Annotated in this window: 14 protein-coding genes; 9 read left to right on the forward strand and 5 right to left on the reverse strand. The window is 64.7% G+C overall.

What is annotated here, in order from left to right:
- Window positions 1–7: 7 nt before the first annotated feature.
- Window positions 8–457 (forward strand): hypothetical protein, encoded by a 450-nt coding sequence (locus tag GWE18_RS27330; RefSeq protein WP_275188786.1) that lies wholly within the window; start codon window positions 8–10, stop codon window positions 455–457.
- A gap of 228 nt (window positions 458–685) precedes the next feature.
- The gene (locus GWE18_RS27335) at window positions 686–1711 is read left to right on the forward strand and encodes a trypsin-like peptidase domain-containing protein (RefSeq protein WP_275188787.1); all 1026 of its coding nucleotides are present in this window, start codon (window positions 686–688) and stop codon (window positions 1709–1711) included.
- A gap of 173 nt (window positions 1712–1884) precedes the next feature.
- Here the strand turns inward: GWE18_RS27335 and GWE18_RS27340 are convergent, their stop codons facing one another.
- The 5 genes from GWE18_RS27340 to GWE18_RS27360 form a co-directional block, all read right to left on the reverse strand.
- The gene (locus tag GWE18_RS27340; RefSeq protein WP_275188788.1) at window positions 1885–2667 is read right to left on the reverse strand and encodes an alpha/beta hydrolase; all 783 of its coding nucleotides are present in this window, start codon (window positions 2665–2667) and stop codon (window positions 1885–1887) included.
- A 3-nt stretch (window positions 2668–2670) separates the two neighbouring features.
- Window positions 2671–3966, reverse strand: a complete 1296-nt coding sequence (locus GWE18_RS27345; protein ID WP_275188789.1) for an O-acetylhomoserine aminocarboxypropyltransferase — start codon at window positions 3964–3966, stop codon at window positions 2671–2673.
- A 45-nt stretch (window positions 3967–4011) separates the two neighbouring features.
- Complete coding sequence (gene pncB / locus GWE18_RS27350; RefSeq protein ID WP_275188790.1) at window positions 4012–5316, reverse strand: nicotinate phosphoribosyltransferase; 1305 nt, start codon at window positions 5314–5316, stop codon at window positions 4012–4014.
- 69 nt (window positions 5317–5385) lie between these two features.
- Complete coding sequence (locus tag GWE18_RS27355) at window positions 5386–8934, reverse strand: molybdopterin cofactor-binding domain-containing protein (RefSeq protein ID WP_275188791.1); 3549 nt, start codon at window positions 8932–8934, stop codon at window positions 5386–5388.
- The gene (locus tag GWE18_RS27360) at window positions 8934–9416 is read right to left on the reverse strand and encodes a (2Fe-2S)-binding protein (RefSeq protein ID WP_057851675.1); all 483 of its coding nucleotides are present in this window, start codon (window positions 9414–9416) and stop codon (window positions 8934–8936) included. Before GWE18_RS27360 ends, GWE18_RS27355 begins: the two co-directional genes overlap by 1 nt.
- A 287-nt stretch (window positions 9417–9703) precedes the next feature.
- Here GWE18_RS27360 and GWE18_RS27365 point away from each other — a divergent pair, with 287 nt between their 5' ends.
- From GWE18_RS27365 to GWE18_RS27395, 7 genes are all read left to right on the forward strand, one after another.
- Complete coding sequence (locus GWE18_RS27365) at window positions 9704–11152, forward strand: 6-hydroxynicotinate reductase (RefSeq protein WP_275188792.1); 1449 nt, start codon at window positions 9704–9706, stop codon at window positions 11150–11152.
- The gene (locus tag GWE18_RS27370; RefSeq protein WP_275188793.1) at window positions 11149–12057 is read left to right on the forward strand and encodes a UPF0280 family protein; all 909 of its coding nucleotides are present in this window, start codon (window positions 11149–11151) and stop codon (window positions 12055–12057) included. The genes GWE18_RS27365 and GWE18_RS27370 overlap by 4 nt, the downstream gene beginning before the upstream one ends.
- 18 nt (window positions 12058–12075) lie before the next feature.
- A complete protein-coding gene (locus tag GWE18_RS27375) occupies window positions 12076–12660 on the forward strand; it encodes an amino acid synthesis family protein (RefSeq protein ID WP_275188794.1) in 585 nt (194 codons plus the stop codon).
- A 24-nt stretch (window positions 12661–12684) separates the two neighbouring features.
- Window positions 12685–13887: an ABC transporter substrate-binding protein gene (locus tag GWE18_RS27380; protein WP_275188795.1), complete on the forward strand. Its 1203-nt coding sequence runs from the start codon at window positions 12685–12687 to the stop codon at window positions 13885–13887.
- Window positions 13888–14152: 265 nt separating this feature from the next.
- A complete protein-coding gene (locus GWE18_RS27385) occupies window positions 14153–16039 on the forward strand; it encodes an ABC transporter permease (RefSeq protein WP_275188796.1) in 1887 nt (628 codons plus the stop codon).
- A complete protein-coding gene (locus GWE18_RS27390; RefSeq protein ID WP_275188797.1) occupies window positions 16036–16827 on the forward strand; it encodes an ABC transporter ATP-binding protein in 792 nt (263 codons plus the stop codon). Before GWE18_RS27385 ends, GWE18_RS27390 begins: the two co-directional genes overlap by 4 nt.
- A complete protein-coding gene (locus tag GWE18_RS27395; RefSeq protein WP_275188798.1) occupies window positions 16824–17528 on the forward strand; it encodes an ABC transporter ATP-binding protein in 705 nt (234 codons plus the stop codon). Before GWE18_RS27390 ends, GWE18_RS27395 begins: the two co-directional genes overlap by 4 nt.

Consider the following 17528-nt stretch of genomic DNA (forward strand, 5'->3'; position numbering starts at 1 on the left):
GACCGCCATGTCCGCAGCCAATGAACTGACTTCAGCCCAGCGCGACGATCTCCGCATCGTCGCGGCGATGATCATTCCCGCCAGCGACGAGTACAAGGTGCCCGGCGCGGACGATCCTGCGATCCAGGCCGACATGCTGGCGACGCTCGGCCGCGACGCCGCGCTGGTGGCGCAGGCGCTCGATCATCTCGCGCGTCTGGCCGGCAAGCCGCTGGCCGAACTCGATGCGGCCAAACGCGATGCGATCGCGAAGAAGTTCCGTGCGACAGGCGGCGTCGCGGCGGCCACACTCGTCCGCGTCGTCCTGCAATGCTACTACCGCGACGACCGCGTGCTGCGCTCGCTCGGGCTCGAGCTGCGCGCGCCGTTCCCGAAAGGCTATGCGCTGGAGCAGGGCGACTGGTCGCTGCTCGATCCCGTCAAGGCGCGGCCGGCGAAGCTCCGCCGGGCGCCGTAGTTCTATTGCATCATGGCCGTTCAAACCCTCATCCTGAGGAGCCCGCGGAGCGGGCGTCTCGAAGGATGTAGGCCACAGACGGGCCTCATGGTTCGAGACGCGCTGCGCGCTCCTCACCATGAGGGGCTTCTATCGCAGTACGACTGGCGGGCCGGCCCTGCGCCGGATACGGGCATCTTGCGCAGGCGGTTCCCGGTCACCATCTGATGAGACCGAAGGAATCTCGCCATGTTGGATTTTGCCTCAGATATCGCCGATGACGACCTGTCATCGCGAACGGCCGAGCCTGCCCGGGACAATGACCAGGTTTTGCTCGATGCTTACTCCAATGCCGTGATCGACGTGACCGAACGCGTCGGTCCCGCGGTCGTGCGCGTCGAAACCGGACCGAAGGTGCGTACCGTGCGCGAGCGCGGCGGACTCGGCTCTGGCATCGTCATCTCGCCCGATGGTCTCGTGCTGACCAACAGTCACGTAGTCGGCTCATCGAAAGAGATCAGGCTGCGTGACATCGAAGGGTTTGTCACCGACGCCCATGTCCTCGGCGTCGATCCCGACACCGACCTCGCATTGTTGCGGGCCGACGGCGCGCGCGATCTGCACTACGCCTCGCTCGGCAATTCGAAGAGCCTGCGCCGCGGCCAACTCGTGGTCGCGATCGGCAACCCGCTCGGCTTCGAATCGACCGTGACCGCCGGCGTGGTGTCGGCGCTCGGCCGTTCGATCCGCTCGGTGAGCGGACGGACCATCGAGGACGTGATTCAGACCGACGCCGCGCTCAATCCTGGCAATTCCGGCGGACCGCTGGTGTCATCGGCCGCTGAAGTGATCGGCATCAATACCGCCATCATCAGCGGCGCGCAGGGCATCTGCTTTGCGGTCGCCAGCAACACCGCGCAGTTCGTGCTGTCCGAGATCATCCGCCACGGCTATGTCCGCCGAGCCTATATCGGCGTCGCCGGACAGACCGCGCCAATCCCGCGGCGGCATGCTGTGGTCGCCGGCGTCGACAACAAGTTGGGCGCGCTGCTGGCGCAGATCGAGCCGGACAGCCCGGCGGCAAAGGCCGGCCTGTTGCCGGGTGACGTCGTGATCAAGCTCGACGGCGTCGAGATCAACGGTGTCGACGATCTGATCCGCGCCCTCGACCGCGACCGCATCGGCCGCACGCTTTCGATGGACGTGCTGCGGATGGGCCGCCTGCGCGCGATCGACATTCATCCGGTGGAAAGGAAGCCCGCCGCGCGGCAGTGACGATTGCGGCGCCGAGCGCTGCTCACCCTCTCCCCTTGTGGGAGAGGGTGGATCGACGCCGCGTAGCGGCGGCGAGACGGGTGAGGGGTCTGTCTCTGCGGATGCAGACCCCTCATCCGGCGCTTCGCGCCACCTTCTCCCACAAGGGGAGAAGGAAGAGACGGAGCTCGATGCTACTGCCGCAGCGCCGCCAGCAGTTCGTCGGGCGCTTCGACCATCATCATGTGGCCGGCGCCCGGCAGCACCACGGTGCGGGCGTTCGGTGTTGCCGCCGCCAGCGTCTTGCCGGCCTTGGCGGGCGTCATCATGTCGCGCTCGCCGAGAATGAAGGTCGCGGGCACCTTGACCTGGGCCGCTGCCGCGAGCGCGTTCTGATAGGAGTTGCAGGCGTTGAGATCGTTGTAGAGCACGCCAGGACGCGTCTGCTGCAGCACGCGCTGTGCGCCCTGATGCATCCAAAGTCCCGGCGCGAGGCTGCCGCCGAGTTCGGCCTTGAAGCCAAGGCCCCAGATCGAGACCATGTTGATGGCATCGGGATTGTTGACCTCGGCGGCCTTGAGCAGATCCGGCCCGACGGTCATCGTGGCGGCGGTGCCGATCAAACTGAGACCGGAGACCTTGCCGGGATGCCGCGCGGAAGTCTCGAGCGCGATCAGCGATCCCATGGAATGACCGACCAGCTTGGCCTTGGCCGCGCCGGCGGCATCGAGCAGCGCGGCAGTCCAGTCGGCCATGTCGGCGACGGTCGGCAGCGGTGCGCCGGAAGAGCGGCCGTGTGCCGGCAGGTCTGGCGCCAGCACGGAATAGCCGTGATGCGCAAACCATCGGCTGTGCAGCGCCCAGGTCGAATGATCGAATCCGGCGCCGTGCAGCATCACCACCGCGGGCAGCGACGGATCGAACGGACGGCCGCCGGTGGCGACAAAGACATCAGCACCATTGACGGAGAGCCGCATGGTTCAAACCTTCTGCGATGCGCGGAGCGCCTGGCCGAGATCGTCGATGATGTCGGAGACGGTTTCGATGCCGACCGACAGCCGCACCAGCTCCTCGCCGACCCCTGCCGCCTTCAATTGTGCTGCGTCCATCTGCTGATGCGTGGTGCTGGCGGGATGAATCACTAGCGTCTTGGCGTCGCCGACATTGGCGAGATGGCTGATCATTCGCAACGATTCGATGAATTTTTTGCCCGCCGCGCGGCCGCCCTTGATGCCAAAAGAGACGATCGATCCGGCGCCGCGCGGCAGCAGCCGCTTCGCGAGCTGATGATCTAATTGATTCTCAAGCGCCGGGTGCAGCACCCAGTCGACGGCCTTGTTGGCGGTGAGCGCCTCAAGCACCGCGAGCGTGTTGCTCATGTGGCGTTCCATGCGAACGCCCAGCGTCTCGACGCCCTGCAGCAATTGGAAAGCGTTGGTCGGCGACAGGCACGCGCCGAAGTCGCGCAGGCCTTCGGTGCGCGCGCGCATGATGAAGGCGGCCTTGCCGAATTGCTCGTCGAAGACGATGCCGTGATAACCGGCATAAGGCTCGGTAAGCTGAGGAAATTTGCCGGAAGCATGCCAGTCGAACCGCCCGCCGTCGACGATGACGCCGCCGATCGCAATGCCGTGGCCGCCGATCCATTTGGTCGCGGAATTCATCACGAGATCGGCGCCGAGCTCGATCGGCCGGCTCAGGAACGGCGTCGCAAAGGTATTGTCGATCAGAAGCGGAATCTTGGCGTCATGCGCGATCTGGGCGACCGCCGGAATATCCAGCACTTCCATCCCGGGATTGCCGATGGTCTCGCCGATCACGAGCCGCGTATTCGGCTTGATGGCGGCGCGGAATTCATCGAGCGCACGCGGCTTGACGAAGGTCGTCGTGATGCCGAAGCGCGGCAGCGTGTGCGCCAGCAGGTTGATGGTGCCGCCATAGAGTGAAGCGGAGGCCACGATGTGATCGCCGGCGTTCAGGATCGTTGCGATCGCCAGATGCATCGCGGCCATGCCGCTCGCGGTGCAGATCGCGCCGACGCCGGCTTCGAGCGCGGCGAGCCGCTCCTCGAGCACCGCCGTCGTGGGGTTGGAAATGCGGGTGTAGATGTGCCCGGCGCGCTCGAGGTTGAACAGCGCCGCGGCGTGATCGGAATCCTGGAACACGTAGGACGTGGTCTGGTAGATCGGAACCGCGCGGGCGCCGGTTGCGGGATCCGGGCGCTGGCCGGCATGCAGGCTGAGGGTTTCGAAAGCAGGCGGCTTGGGTGCGGGCATGCGGGGCTCGTCAAATCAACGGGTGGCGGGAAGGTATTTGATAGCTCAGACGTGCACGGCGGTGCGGACGCGTCCGGCATTGCCGAACACGCGCAAGTAACGTTCGATCTCGGATGGCGTGCCGGTCGCCTTCTCGGGATTATCAGACAGCTTGACCGCCGGCCGACCGTCAACCGACGTCACCTTGCAGACCAGCGAAATCGGATCGAGATCGGCAGATCCATCCGGTGCGCAACCGACGAAATCATTGGTGAGATTGGTGCCCCAGCCGAACGAGATGCGGACGCGTCCGGCGAAGTGCCGATAGGTCTCCTCGATCGAGTCGACATCCATGCCGTCGGAGAACACCAGCAGCTTCTCCCGGGGATCGCGGCCCTTCTGCTTCCACCATTTGATGATCTCTTCGCCTGCCGTGATCGGCGGCGCGCTGTCCGGGCGAAAGCCGGTCCAGTCAGCGACCCAGTCCGGCGCGTCGCGCAAAAACACCTTGGTGCCGAAGGCGTCGGGCAGGGCGATCAGGAGGTTGCCACCGTAGGTGTGACGCCACTGGTCGAGAATGCGATAGGGCGCCCAGCGCAATTCCTCGTCTGAGTTCGCCAGTGCCGCTGCGACCATCGGCAGTTCATGCGCGTTGGTTCCGATCGCTTCGAGATCGTTGTCCATGGCGAGCAGCACGTTGGAGGTGCCGGTGAAGGAGGGACCGAGGCCCTCCTTGACCGCCTCGACGCACCAGCGCTGCCACAGATGGCCGTGGCGGCGGCGCGTGCCGAAGTCCGACAGGCGCAAGCCTTCAAGCTTGCGCAGGCGTTCGACCTTGGACCACAGCTTGGCCTTGGCGCGCGCGTAGAGCACGTCGAGCACGAAGCGTCCCTGTCCTTTGGTCGCCTGGCGCGAGCGCAGCTCGTTCATGATCGCGAGCGCCGGGATCTCCCACATCGTGGTGTGGGTCCACGGTCCGTGGAAGTGCAGTTCGTATTGGCCGTCGACCTTGTTGAGCTCGTATTCGGGCAGGCGGAAGTTGGCGAGCCAGTGGATGAAGTCGGGCGAGAACATCTGGGTCTTGCCGTAGAACGTATTACCGGCGAGCCAGATCAGTTCCTTCTTGGTGAAGCGAATGGTCCGCGCATGGTCGAGCTGCGCACGCAACTCGCCCTCGTCGATGATCTCGGCCAGGCGGACCTGCTTGGTGCGATTGATCACCGAAAAGGTGACGCGCTGATCCGGATAAAACTCGCGGATCATCTGCAGCATCAGGAGCTTGTAAAAATCGGTATCGAGCAGGCTGCGCACGATCGGATCGAGCCGCCAGCCATGGTTATAGGTTCGGGACGCAATGTCGGTAACTGCCATGGCGGAACTCTACCGTGCCGGGGGCCGCCCAACCAGTGGGTTTTGGCGGCGGCATGGCTGGTCAGCGCGCTATTCCTGCCGGATACGGCTAATCGCAGCCTGGACATCGGTCCAGGCCGGCTTGTCCGGGGCAAATTGCCGGCGGAGATAGGTGGCCAGTTCCGCGATCTGGCTGTCGGTCAGGCTGTCCTTGAAGGCCGGCATATAGCCGAGGTCGGTTGTCGCCGGCTTCGCGATGCCGTGCAGGATGACCTGGATCAGATTGTCAGGTGCAGTGCTGTGCAGATTGCTGTTCAGCGCCAGCGACGGGCGGCTGCCGAACAGCGGCGCGCCGCCGACCTCGTGGCATACCGCGCAGGCTCCCTGATAGATCCGGGCGCCGACGCCTGTGGCCACCGAGGCGCGCGTGCCCGTCGAGGATTCCAGTCTCGCGGCGAGCGCTTCCTGCGCCGCTCGGTCCATGGAAATCTCGTTAAACGAAGCGAGATAGACCGCCATCGCGCGGATGTCGGAATCCGGAAGCGCAGCAAGCTCCTTCACCACGGGCGCCATCGGCCCGGCGGCGACGCCGTGAAAGCGCGACTCGCCGGTTCGCAAATAAGCGTAAAGCTCGTCCTCGCTCCACGGAATCGGCGCTTGCGACAGCGATGTCAACGCCGGCGCTTCCCAGCCTTCCGCGAATCCGCCGGCGAGGTAGGCGTTCGCCTTCTCTGCGCCGAGCGCATTGCGCGGCGAGTGACAGGCGCTGCAATGGCCGAGGCCTTCGACCAGATAGGCGCCGCGATTCCATGTTTCGGATTTGGCCGGATCGGGCTGAAAGACAGCGGGCTGGTGGAACAGCGCGTTCCACCCTGCCATCAGCGGGCGAAGGTTGAACGGAAACGCTATCACGTTCTGCGGCGTCCCCGCGCGCACTGGCGCCTGCGCCATCAGATAGGCATAGAGCGCCTGCATGTCGGCGTCGCTCGCCTTGGCGAAATGCGGATAGGGAAATGCCGGATAGAGATGCCGGCCGTCGCGATGAATGCCCTCGCGCATCGCGCGCTCGAAGGCGGGATAGGACCATGCGCCGATTCCAGTTTCGACATCCGGCGTGATGTTGGTCGCGTAGATCGTTCCGAACGGCGTTTGTAGCGGACGCCCGCCGGCGTTGAGCAGGCCGTTCGCTGAGGTGTGGCAGACCGCACAGTCGCCGAGCGCAGCGAGTTGCTGACCGCGAGCGATGGTCGCAGCGGAATAGACCGAGGCATCGGGCCGTGCGATCGGCGCGATAGCGCGCCACGGCAGCACGGCCGCGCCGATGCCGATCGCGGCGGCGCAGAGCGCGGCGGCGGTGGCAAACACGCCGCGCCGTCCGGCAAAAGGATTCTGCCATCTGCTTAAGTCGGGCCGCGATTCCGGCGGCGGCAACGCCTCCGGTGCTGCTAGTTCCTCGCCGCGTAATCCCCGAAGGATGCGTTCCGGCGTGAACGGCAATTCGCGAAAGCGCACACCGGTCGCATCAAAGATCGCGTTGGCGATCGCGGCCGCGCTGGGGACCGAGGCAGACTCGCCGACGCCGAGCGGCGGCTGATCCTGGCGCGGCAGCATCAAGACATCGATGTCCGGCACTTCTGGAAACTTGATAATGGGGTAGGCGCCCCATTCCCGCGCTGTCACCGAGGTGCGGTCGAACGAGACTTCCTCCATCAGCGCGCGGCTGGTCGACTGGATGACGTTGCCATGGATCTGGTGGCGGACGCCGTCCGGGTTGATCATCAGGCCGGAGTCCTGACCCGCCACGACACGCGTGACGCTGACATCGCCGGTTGCCTTGTTGACGGCGACGTCGGCGATCCACGCGGACCACGCCGCGCCATAGCCCGGAAACTTGCTGTGCACATAAAGCGCATAGGCAAAACCGCGCCCGCGCACGATATCGCCTTCGGCCTCTTTCTCCTGCCGCACCGGTCGCGGCTTCCAGCCGGCGCGCTCGGCCACCGCATTGACGAGATCGACGGCGCGCGTGTCCTTCAGATAGCGCAGACGGTATTCGATTGGATCGATGCCGGCCTCGCTAGCGCATTCGTCGATCCAGGATTCATGCGCAAACGTGTTCGGCAGCGCCGAGACGCCGCGGAGCCACGAGGCACGCGCGATGGGCGGCATGTCGTTCGCCACCACGCGCAGATTCTCGTAGTCGTAGGGCGGGATTGCGGTGCGGTCTCCCATCTCGAAGATGGCCGGCGTATGCGGGACGGCGCCGGTCAGCAGCAACGCCAGCGTCGGCGCGCCGTTCGATGGATAACGCGTCGCGAAATCATAGCCGGCTACGCTGCCGTCGGCGTTCAGCCCGCCATCGACGTCCATCAACTGCGCGGTACCCTTCGGCTCCCACGCATGCTCCTGCTCCCGCGTCAACTGCACGCGCACCGGGCGGCCGACGGCACGCGACAGCAGCACCGCGTCGGCGGAAACGTCATCGGCGCAATTGCGGCCGTAGCAGCCGGCAGCTTCCAGCCGGATCACTTCGATTTCAGCTTCGCGCCGGTGGATCAGCCGCGCCAGATCGGTGCGCAGATGATGCGGGTTCTGCGTGCCGGACCAGACCCTGGTGTGATCGTCCTGATAATCAGCGACCGCGCAGGACGGGCCGATCGAGGCGTGCATCTGGTACGGCCAGACATAGGTTCGCGGCATCGGCTTGGCGGCACCGGCAATCGCGGCATCGACGTCGCCCTTGTTGATCAGCGTGCGCGGCGTCGACGGATTGGCGCGCAGCGCGGTCTCGATGTCCTTCAGGTCGGGCAGCGTCGGCACCGGCTTCCAGCTCACCTTGAGATGGGCGGCAGCCTTGATCGCATTCTCCTCACGCTCGGCGACGACGCCGACGAAGTCGCCGATCCTGACGACGGCGACGAGACCGGGGATGTCGCGCACCGAGGCCTCATCCACCGCGATCAGACTGTTGCCGATGAAGTCACCGACATCGACGCCGGCATAGGGCGGTCGCACCACGCGGCCGTGCAGCATGCCTGATACCCGCACGTCGTGAACGTAGACCAGTTCACCCGTTGCCTTCGCCGGCAGGTCGACGCGCGGAATGGATTGACCGACAATACTGTAGGCGCTCACGTCCTTCACCGGAACGTCGTCGGCGAGTTCCAGGCGAATGGTCTCGCCCGCTATCAGTTCGCCATAGCTGACACTGCGATTGTCCTTGCCGCGGATCAAGCCGTCCTCAATGACGAAATCTTCGACCGGAAGCTCGAGCCGCTCCGCCGCGCGCGCGACCAGAAATTGCCGCGCCTGCGCTGCTGCCTTGCGCAGCGGCACGGCGGTGATCTGGATGGTCTCGCTCGCAATCGTCGCGCCCTGATTGGGTACGAGCGCCGTATCGCCGAGCACGACGACGACGCGGGCAAAGGATACGTCGAGCTCCTCAGCGACGATCTGGCCGAGCGCGGTGCGGATGCCGGTGCCGAGATCGACGTGACCGTTATAGGCGGTGACCGTTCCGTCGGCCGTGATCTTGATGAAGGTTTCGAACTTGACGGCCTCGACCGGTGAGGCCGGACGAACGACAGACAGCGATCCCTGCAACCGTTCGCGATGCTCGGTCGTATCAGGCCCAGTCATCACGTCTGCGCCTCAACCACATGACCTGCAGCCCGCATCGCCGCGCGCATGATTTCGATATGCGCGCCGCAGCGGCACAGGTGATGGCGCAGCGCTTCCAGCACCTCGTCCTCGGTAGGGTGAGGGGAGCGCAGCAATAGCGCTTTGGTCGTGATGATCATGCCGTTGAGGCAGTAGCCGCATTGAGCGGCTTGCTCGCTAATGAAGGCTTGCTGCACGGGATCGGGATGCTCGCGCGTACCGAGACCTTCGAGCGTCACAATGTCGCGCCCGGCGCAGCCTTCGATCGGGATCACGCAGGAACGCGCGGCGACGCCGTCGATCAGCACTGCGCAGGCGCCGCATTCGCCGAGACCGCAGCCATACTTCGGTCCATTCAAAACGAGGTCGTTGCGCAGGACATAAAGCAATGCAGTGTCGGGAGCCGCGTCGACATCGTACGCTTTGCCGTTGACGGTCAGGCGCATCGTGTTCTGCGTCATGCTCCCTCAAGCCCTCGCTGCGTTGCAACACTCTGCGCTGGATGTCCTGCGAAAGATACCGTTTGTGTACAAACGTGCAAGCGCGCCATCCCGCGCTGCAGCGCGCTGCCCGCTTTATGAACAGAGATGCGAGGCAAATGAGGTATTATGCGGCAAGCGAGGCTTTTGCCTTCTGGCCCCGCTTGACAGCGTTCAAGTCCGCGCGCAACATCATTCGTATACGAACAAAGTGATCGGGCAGCGAGGAAGCAGCTCCGATCGGCGCCTTCTCGACTGCAGGCTTGTTCATGACCGATGCGACCGTCGCCGGTGGCGACAAGATCCGCTGCGATGCCTGTCCGGTGATGTGCTACATCAAGCCGGGCGCGGCAGGCGCGTGCGATCGTTACGCCAACCACAACGGCGAGCTGGTGCGCGTCGATCCGCATATCGTGCTGGAGCGAACGGTATCGCATGGCGGGCGGCTGGTGCCGTTCCAGGCCGGCGGCGGCGATTGGGACGGCAAGATCGTCCACGAGCCCAATGTCTTCGTCACCGCAATCGGCGCCGGAACAACTTATCCCGACTACAAGCCGGCGCCCTTCATCGTGTCGTCGGAAGTCGATGGCGTCGACATGGTCACGGTCGTGACCGAAGGCATTTTCAGCTATTGCGGCGTCAAGGTGAAGATCGACACCGACCGCTATCTCGGCCCCGAGACGGCAACGGTCCGCGCGGAAGGGGAAGCGATCGGCCATGTGACGACCAGCGAATACGGCTCGCAGATGCTGTCGCTCGGCGGCGTGCATCATCTGACCGGCGGCTCCAAGAAGGAAGGCCGCGTCACCTGCGACGCGCTGATGGATCTCTCCAACTGCAAGCCGGTGGAACTGACGATCGACGGCGGCGCCACGGTCGTGGTGCAGGCCGGCCATCCGCCCATCGTCAACGGCGTCGCCGAAGAGCGCATGCGCGTGGGCTGCGGCTCCGCGACGATCGGCATGTTCGCCAAGCAATGGCACGGCAAGGTCGACGAAGTCGTTGTCGTGGACGATCACATCACCGGCGTGCTCTCGGAGCATCAGGCCGGCAAGCTGCTCGATATTCCCGATACCGGGATCAAGATGAAGGGGCGGCGCTCGACGCCGGGCCGTTATTTCCAGGTCGCCGATCCCGGCACCGGCTGGGGCGGCACCAACATTTCCGATCCGCTGTCGGTGCTGGGACCGTTCAATCCAAAGGAGGCGCGACCTGGGCTGACCATGCTGATGGTTTCAACCACCGGAGAGCATGCGGCCTATTACGAACTCGACGAAGCGCTGCGGCCGGTCGAGAAGCAGATGCCGCCCGATCTGAAGTTCTCGGTCGAGCGCATCCAGGAAAATTGCGAACCGGCGCTGTGCACGGTGCTGTTCATGGGCGGCGCCGGCGGCTCGCTGCGTGCGGGCGTCACCGACAATCCGGTGCGGCTGACGCGCTCGGTCAAGGTCGCGCTGACGCGGGTCACCAGCGGCGGCGCGCCGGTTTATGTCTGGCCCGGCGGCGGCATCACTTTCATGGTCGATGTCACGCAGATGCCGGCAGGCGCGTTCGGCTATGTGCCGACGCCGGCGCTGGTAGCGCCGATCGAGTTCACGCTGAAACTGTCTGATTACGCTGCGCTCGGCGGCCACATGGATCACGTGCGTCCGCTGGCTTCCTTGCGCGATAACAGCGAAATCCGTCCGATGCCCTACATGCCGGGACGGCGCGCATGAAACGGCTGCCGCAAATCGCGCTTCTTCCTGACGGCAAGCGGCTGCATTTGCAGGACGGTCCGATCGATCTGATTATCGAAGCCAGTGGCGAGGTGGCCGATGTGCGTGCCGCCTATCAGGCGGCGGCAAACCGCTTTACCGGTCTGCTCGATGAGCTCTGCGCGGAACTCGTGGAATTACGCCTCGCCGCCGATCCGGTGCGATGCAAGCTGGAAGGTGTTGTCGCGCGCCGCATGCATGCGGCGGTGGCGCCGTTTGCTGCCGAGCACTTCATCACGCCGATGGCGGCGGTCGCGGGCAGCGTCGCGGAAGAGATCCTTGGTGCGATGCTCGGTGCGGCGCGGCTCGACCGCGCCTATGTCAATAATGGCGGCGACATCGCGCTGCATTTGACTGGTGGTGCGCAGTTCACCATCGGGCTGATCGACCGGCCGGACCATCATGGAGTGATGCAAACCATCAACATCGAATCCGGCGATGGGGCGCGGGGCATTGCGACCAGCGGCCGGCATGGCCGCAGCTTTTCACTCGGAATCGCCGATGCAGTGACCGTGCTGGCGCGCACTGCGTCGCAGGCCGATGCCGCCGCCACCATCATCGCCAACGCCGTCGACTTGCCCGGTCATCCCGCCATCGCCCGTTGTCCGGCGAATGAATTGCAGCCGGACAGCGATCTCGGCGCTCGTCCGGTCACCCGCGACGTCGGCGCGATCAGAGGAAGCGAGATTGACGAGGCGTTGAGGGCGGGGGTGAGCCGGGCGCAGCAATTGCTTGCGGCGGGGTTGATCGAAGGTTCGGCCTTGCGTCTACTAGGCGAGACTGTCTTGGTGGGTGCAACAGGGATCAAGGCAGGCGTGTTGCCGGCGTTTCACGCAAGCGCACTAGAAAGAATAGCGCATGTTTGATCGAGAGCGAGGCTGATAATGAGCGCGATCATTCGCAAGATCGTCACGGTGGTCGAGGAAACCCATCTCGAGATGGGACAAAAGGTTGCGCCGGCGACACGGCGCGCCGCGGCGATCGCCGTCATCGAGAACCCCTTTGCAGGCCGGTATGTGGAGGATCTCTCGCCCCTGATCGAAATCGGTGAGGAGCTTGGCGATCTGCTTTCGAAAAAGGCAGTGGCGGCGCTCGGCATCGACGGCGCAAAGGCCCACAGCTACGGCAAGGCCGCAGCCGTCGGCGAAAACGGCGAACTGGAACACGCCGCAGCGATCCTGCATCCGAAGATGGGCGCGCCGGTGCGCAAGGTCCTGGGCAAGGGCGCAGCATTGATCCCGTCGTCGAAGAAGCGCAGCGGCCCCGGGACGACGCTGGATATACCGCTCGGCCACAAGGACGCTGCGTTCGTGCGCAGTCATTTCGACGGCATGGAAGTGCAGATCAATGACGCGCCGCGCGCGAACGAGATCATGGTGGCGGTGGCCGTCACCGATAGTGGCAGGCCATTGCCGCGCGTCGGTGGGCTGACGGTTTCGGAAGTCAAAGGCGAAGACGGTTTGAGATAGTTTCACAGTACATTGGAGGTAGGGATGCGACGTAGACACGTACTTGGAGCAGGCTTGGCGATCGCGGTCGCGGGCATGGCGGGCAGCGCCATGGCGCAGAGCGAAATCAAGATCGGCGAAATCAACAGCTACTCGCTGTTGCCTGCCTTCACCGAGCCCTACCGCAAGGGCTGGCAGCTCGCGGTCGAGGAAGTCAACGCGGCGGGCGGTATCAACGGCAAGAAGCTCGTCGTCATCTCCAAGGATGACGGCGGCAAGCCGGCGGACGCGCAGACCGCGGCCAACGAGCTGGTGTCGAGCGAGAACGTCGCGATGCTGGCCGGCACGTTCCTGTCCAACATCGGTCTCGCAGTCTCTGACTTCGCCAATCAGAAGAAAGTGTTCTTCCTGGCGGCAGAACCCCTGACCGACGCCATCACCTGGTCGAAGGGCAATCGCTACACCTTCCGCTTGCGTCCTTCCAACTACATGCAGGCGGCGATGCTGGTGGAGGAAGCCGCAAAACTGCCGGCCAAGCGCTGGGCGACGATTGCGCCGAACTATGAATACGGCCAGTCGGCGGTCGCGGTGTTCAAGAAGCTGATGTCGGAGAAACGTCCTGACATCCAGTGGGTCGACGAACAGTGGCCGCCGCAGGGCAAGATCGACGCCGGTCCGGTGGTGCAGGCGGTTGCCGCCGCCAATCCCGAGGCGATCCTCAACGTTACCTTCGGCGCGGATCTGGTAAAGCTCGTGCGCGAGGGCAACACCCGCGGCCTGTTCAAGGGCCGCTCGGTGGTCTCGTTCCTCACCGGCGAGCCGGAATATCTCGATCCCTTGAAGGACGAGACGCCGGAGGGTTGGATCGTGACGGGATACCCCTGGTACGACATCAAGACGCCGGACCATGACAAGTTCCTGAAGGCGTATCAGGCCAAATACAACGACTATCCGCGCCTCGGCTCGATCGTCGGCTACCAGACCATCAAGGCGGCGGCGGCGATCCTTGCCAAAGCCAATTCGACCGATCCGGAGAAGCTTATTGCCGCGACTGAAGGCCTGTCGATGCCGTCGCCGTTCGGCGAGATCACGTTCCGCAAGATCGATCACCAGTCGACGCTCGGGGCCTATGTCGGCAAGACCGCGCTGAAGGACGGCAAGGGCGTGATGGTGAACTCGGTCTATCGCAAGGGCGCGGATTATCTTCCTGGTGATGCCGAGGTCGCCAAGCTGCGTCCGAAGGAGTGAGCCGCTCGCTTCTTCCTCGCCCCGTTGTTGCGGGGGCGAGACGAGCGAAGCTCGCTCTTAGAGGGTCGGGGTGAGGGGCTGTCTCTCCGAATCGAACTCGCAGAGACCGTCGCTCACCGCTATCGAGGCCTTCATGGTTCGAGACGCGCGGCGTTGCCGCGCTCCTCACCATGAGGGATTACCAGACCTCATCCTGAGGAGGCGCGAAGCGCCGTCTCGAAGGATGAAGGCCCCGCTCTGACGACTGCCCTAACCCGGACCGCCAATGGCCTTTTACTTCGTTCAGTTCCTGACCGGTCTCGCCAGCGCGGCGTCGCTGTTCCTGGTCGCGTCAGGGCTGTCGATCATCTTTGGCGTGACGCGGATCGTGAATTTTGCTCATGGCGCGTTCTACATGCTCGGCGCCTATATGGCGTTCACGCTGACCGAGCGCTTCTCCGGCGCGCTCGGCTTCTGGGGCGGCATCGTCGTCGCGGCCTTGATTGTCGCCGCCATCGGCGTGCTGGTCGAGATGGTGCTGTTGCGGCGGATCTATCACGCGCCGGAACTGTTCCAGTTGCTGGCAACCTTCGGCCTCACGCTAATGGTCCAGGATATCGTCGTGCTGATCTGGGGGCCGGACGATCTGCTCGGCCGCCGCGCGCCGGGCTTCAGGGGCGCGGTCGATTTCTTCGGCCAGAACATCCCGAGCTATGACCTGTTCCTGATCGCGCTCAGTCCGGTCGTGCTCGGCGTGCTCTGGCTGTTGTTCCAGCGCACGCGCTGGGGCGTGCTGGTGCGCGCGGCGACGCAGGACCGCGACATGGTGGCGGCGCTCGGCGTCAATCAGAAATGGCTGTTCACCAGCGTGTTCGCGCTCGGCGTTTTTCTCGCAGCGCTCGGCGGCGCGCTGCAGATTCCGCGCGATGCCGTGCACCACGCGCTGGACCTGCGTATCATCGTCGAGGTGTTCGTGGTGGTGGTGATCGGCGGGCTCGGCAGCATCATCGGCGCCTTCGTCGCCGCCGTGCTGGTGTCCGAGCTCAACGCCTTCGGCATTCTCATTTTCCCGAAGATATCCATCATCCTGGTGTTCCTTGTGATGGCTGTGGTGCTGATCGTGCGGCCATGGGGCCTGTTCGGCAAACCGGAAGCCGCCGCGCGTCGCACGCCCGGCCTGACCGTCAATCCGTGGCGGCCGCTGACATCAGGCGAGCGGCTGATGTCGCTCGGCGCGCTGGTCCTTGCAGCGATGCTGCCGCTGTTCGCTGGTAACTATGCGCTCACGGTTGGGTCGGAGATCGCGATCTACGTGATCTTTGCGGCGAGCCTGCATTTCCTGATGTCGGTCGGGGGGCTCGCCTCGTTCGGCCACGCCGCCTATTTCGGGCTCGGCGCCTATGGCGTCGCGTTCCTTGCCAAGGCGGCGGGGCTGCCGATGATCGTTTCGCTGCTGCTCGGCCCGCTTCTCGGCCTGCTTGGTGCCGCGGTGTTCGGCTTCTTCGCCGTTCAGCTATCCGGCGTCTATTTCGCGATGCTGACGCTGGCGTTTGCGCAGATCGTCTGGTCGATCGCGTTCCAGTGGGTGGCGGTGACCGGCGGCGACAACGGCATTTTGGGCGTCTGGCCGGACAAGTGGGCCGCCGGCCCGGCCAGTTTTTACTGGCTGTCGCTCGCGATAGCCGCGCTCGCGGTCACGGTATTGCGCGTGATCGTGTTCTCACCGTTCGGTTTCGCGCTGCGCGCGACGCGCGACTCGCCGCTGCGCAGCGAGGCGATCGGCATCAACGGCAAGCGCGTGCAGTGGACGGCGTTCGTCATATCGGGCACGGTCGCAGGGATCGGCGGCGCCTTGTTCGCCTATCTGAAGGGCAGCGTCTTCCCCGACAGCCTCGGCATCTCGCTGTCGGTCGATGCGCTGGTCATGGTGCTGCTCGGCGGCGTCGAGACGGTTTCCGGCGCGGTCATCGGCGCCATCGTGTTCAAGGCGGCCAATATCTGGCTGGTCAGCCAGACCGATCTCTCCAAGCTGGTGCTAGGGGGCTTCATCGTGCTGATGGTGGTCGCCTTCCCGAAAGGCATCGTTGGCACGCTGGAGACGATCAGGAATCGTTGGCGATCTCCTGATACGAAATCCGCGCTGCTCGCCTCCCGGATCGAGACTGCCGAATGAGCATGGCCCCCACATTGCTGTCAGTCGAAGCCTTAAGCAAATCCTATGGCGGCGTGCATGCCGTGCGCAGCGTGTCGTTTGAGCTCCGGGCCGGCGAAATCCTGGCGTTGATCGGGCCCAACGGAGCCGGGAAAAGCACCTGCTTCGACATGCTCAACGGCCAGAACATCCCGGACAGCGGCCGGATTACTCTGCTCGGGGAGGATACGGTGGGGCGGAAGCCGCGCGCGATCTGGCGGCTCGGCGTCGGGCGCACGTTCCAGATCACCGCGACGTTCCCGACCATGACGGTGCGCGAGAACGTGCAGGTTGCACTGGTGTCCTATGGTAGGCAGTTGTTCAATCTCTGGGGCTCGACCGCGCAGTTTGCGCGCGACGAGGCGGGACGGCTGCTCGATCTCGTCGGTATGGGCGCCTATGCCGGGCGGCCCTGCGGCGAGTTGGCTTACGGCGACCTCAAGCGGCTCGAGCTTGCGATCGCGCTCGCCAACCAGCCCAAACTGTTACTGATGGACGAGCCGACCGCCGGCATGGCGCCGCGCGAGCGGATCGAGCTGATGCGGCTGACCGCGCGCATCGCCCGCGAGCAGTCGATCGGCGTGCTCTTCACCGAGCACGACATGGATGTGGTGTTCGAACATGCCGATCGCATCCTCGTGCTCAACCGCGGCAGCCTGATCGCCGAAGGCTCGCCCGAGGAAGTCCGCGGCAACCCGCAGGTACGTGCGATCTATCTCGGCGAGGGCCTGGTCTACGACGCGCGGCATCGCGAGGGAGCCGGCGCATGAAGCTGCAGGTCGCCGATCTCAACAGCTTTTACGGCCCGGCGCATATCCTGTTCGATATTGCGCTCGAAGTCGGCGAGGGCGAAGTGGTGGCGCTGCTCGGCCGCAACGGCGCCGGCAAGTCGACGACTTTCCGTTCCATCGTCGGCCTGGTCGAGAACAGGTCCGGGCGCATCGTGTTCGAGGGCAGGGACGTGTCGGCCCAGCCGACGCATGCGATCGTGCGCGGCGGGCTCGGCTACGTGCCGGAGGAGCGACGCATCTTCACGGACCTGACAGTCGATGAAAACCTCGAAGTCGGCCGCCAGCCCAAGCGGCCGAACGCACCGTACTGGACCCGCGAAAAGCTCTTCACGCTGTTTCCCAATCTCGGCGAAATGCGCAACCGCCCCGGCGGGCGAATGAGCGGCGGCGAACAACAGATGTTGACCATCGCGCGGACGCTGATGGGTAACCCGTCGCTGGTGCTGCTCGACGAGCCCTCGGAAGGACTGTCGCCGAAGATCGTCGAGCAGATGGTCGAAGCTATCCTTGCGATGAAGAGAGAAGGCGTCAGTATCGTGGTATCCGAGCAGAACCTGCATTTCGCACGGCTGATTTCGGACCGCGCCTACATCATCGAGCGTGGCAAGATCTGCTTCGGCGGCACGATGGCCGAACTCGACGCGCGGCCGGACATCCGGGATGCGCATCTGTCACTGTGA

The organism is Bradyrhizobium sp. CSA112, assembly GCF_029051645.1.
Lineage (GTDB): Bacteria > Pseudomonadota > Alphaproteobacteria > Rhizobiales > Xanthobacteraceae > Bradyrhizobium.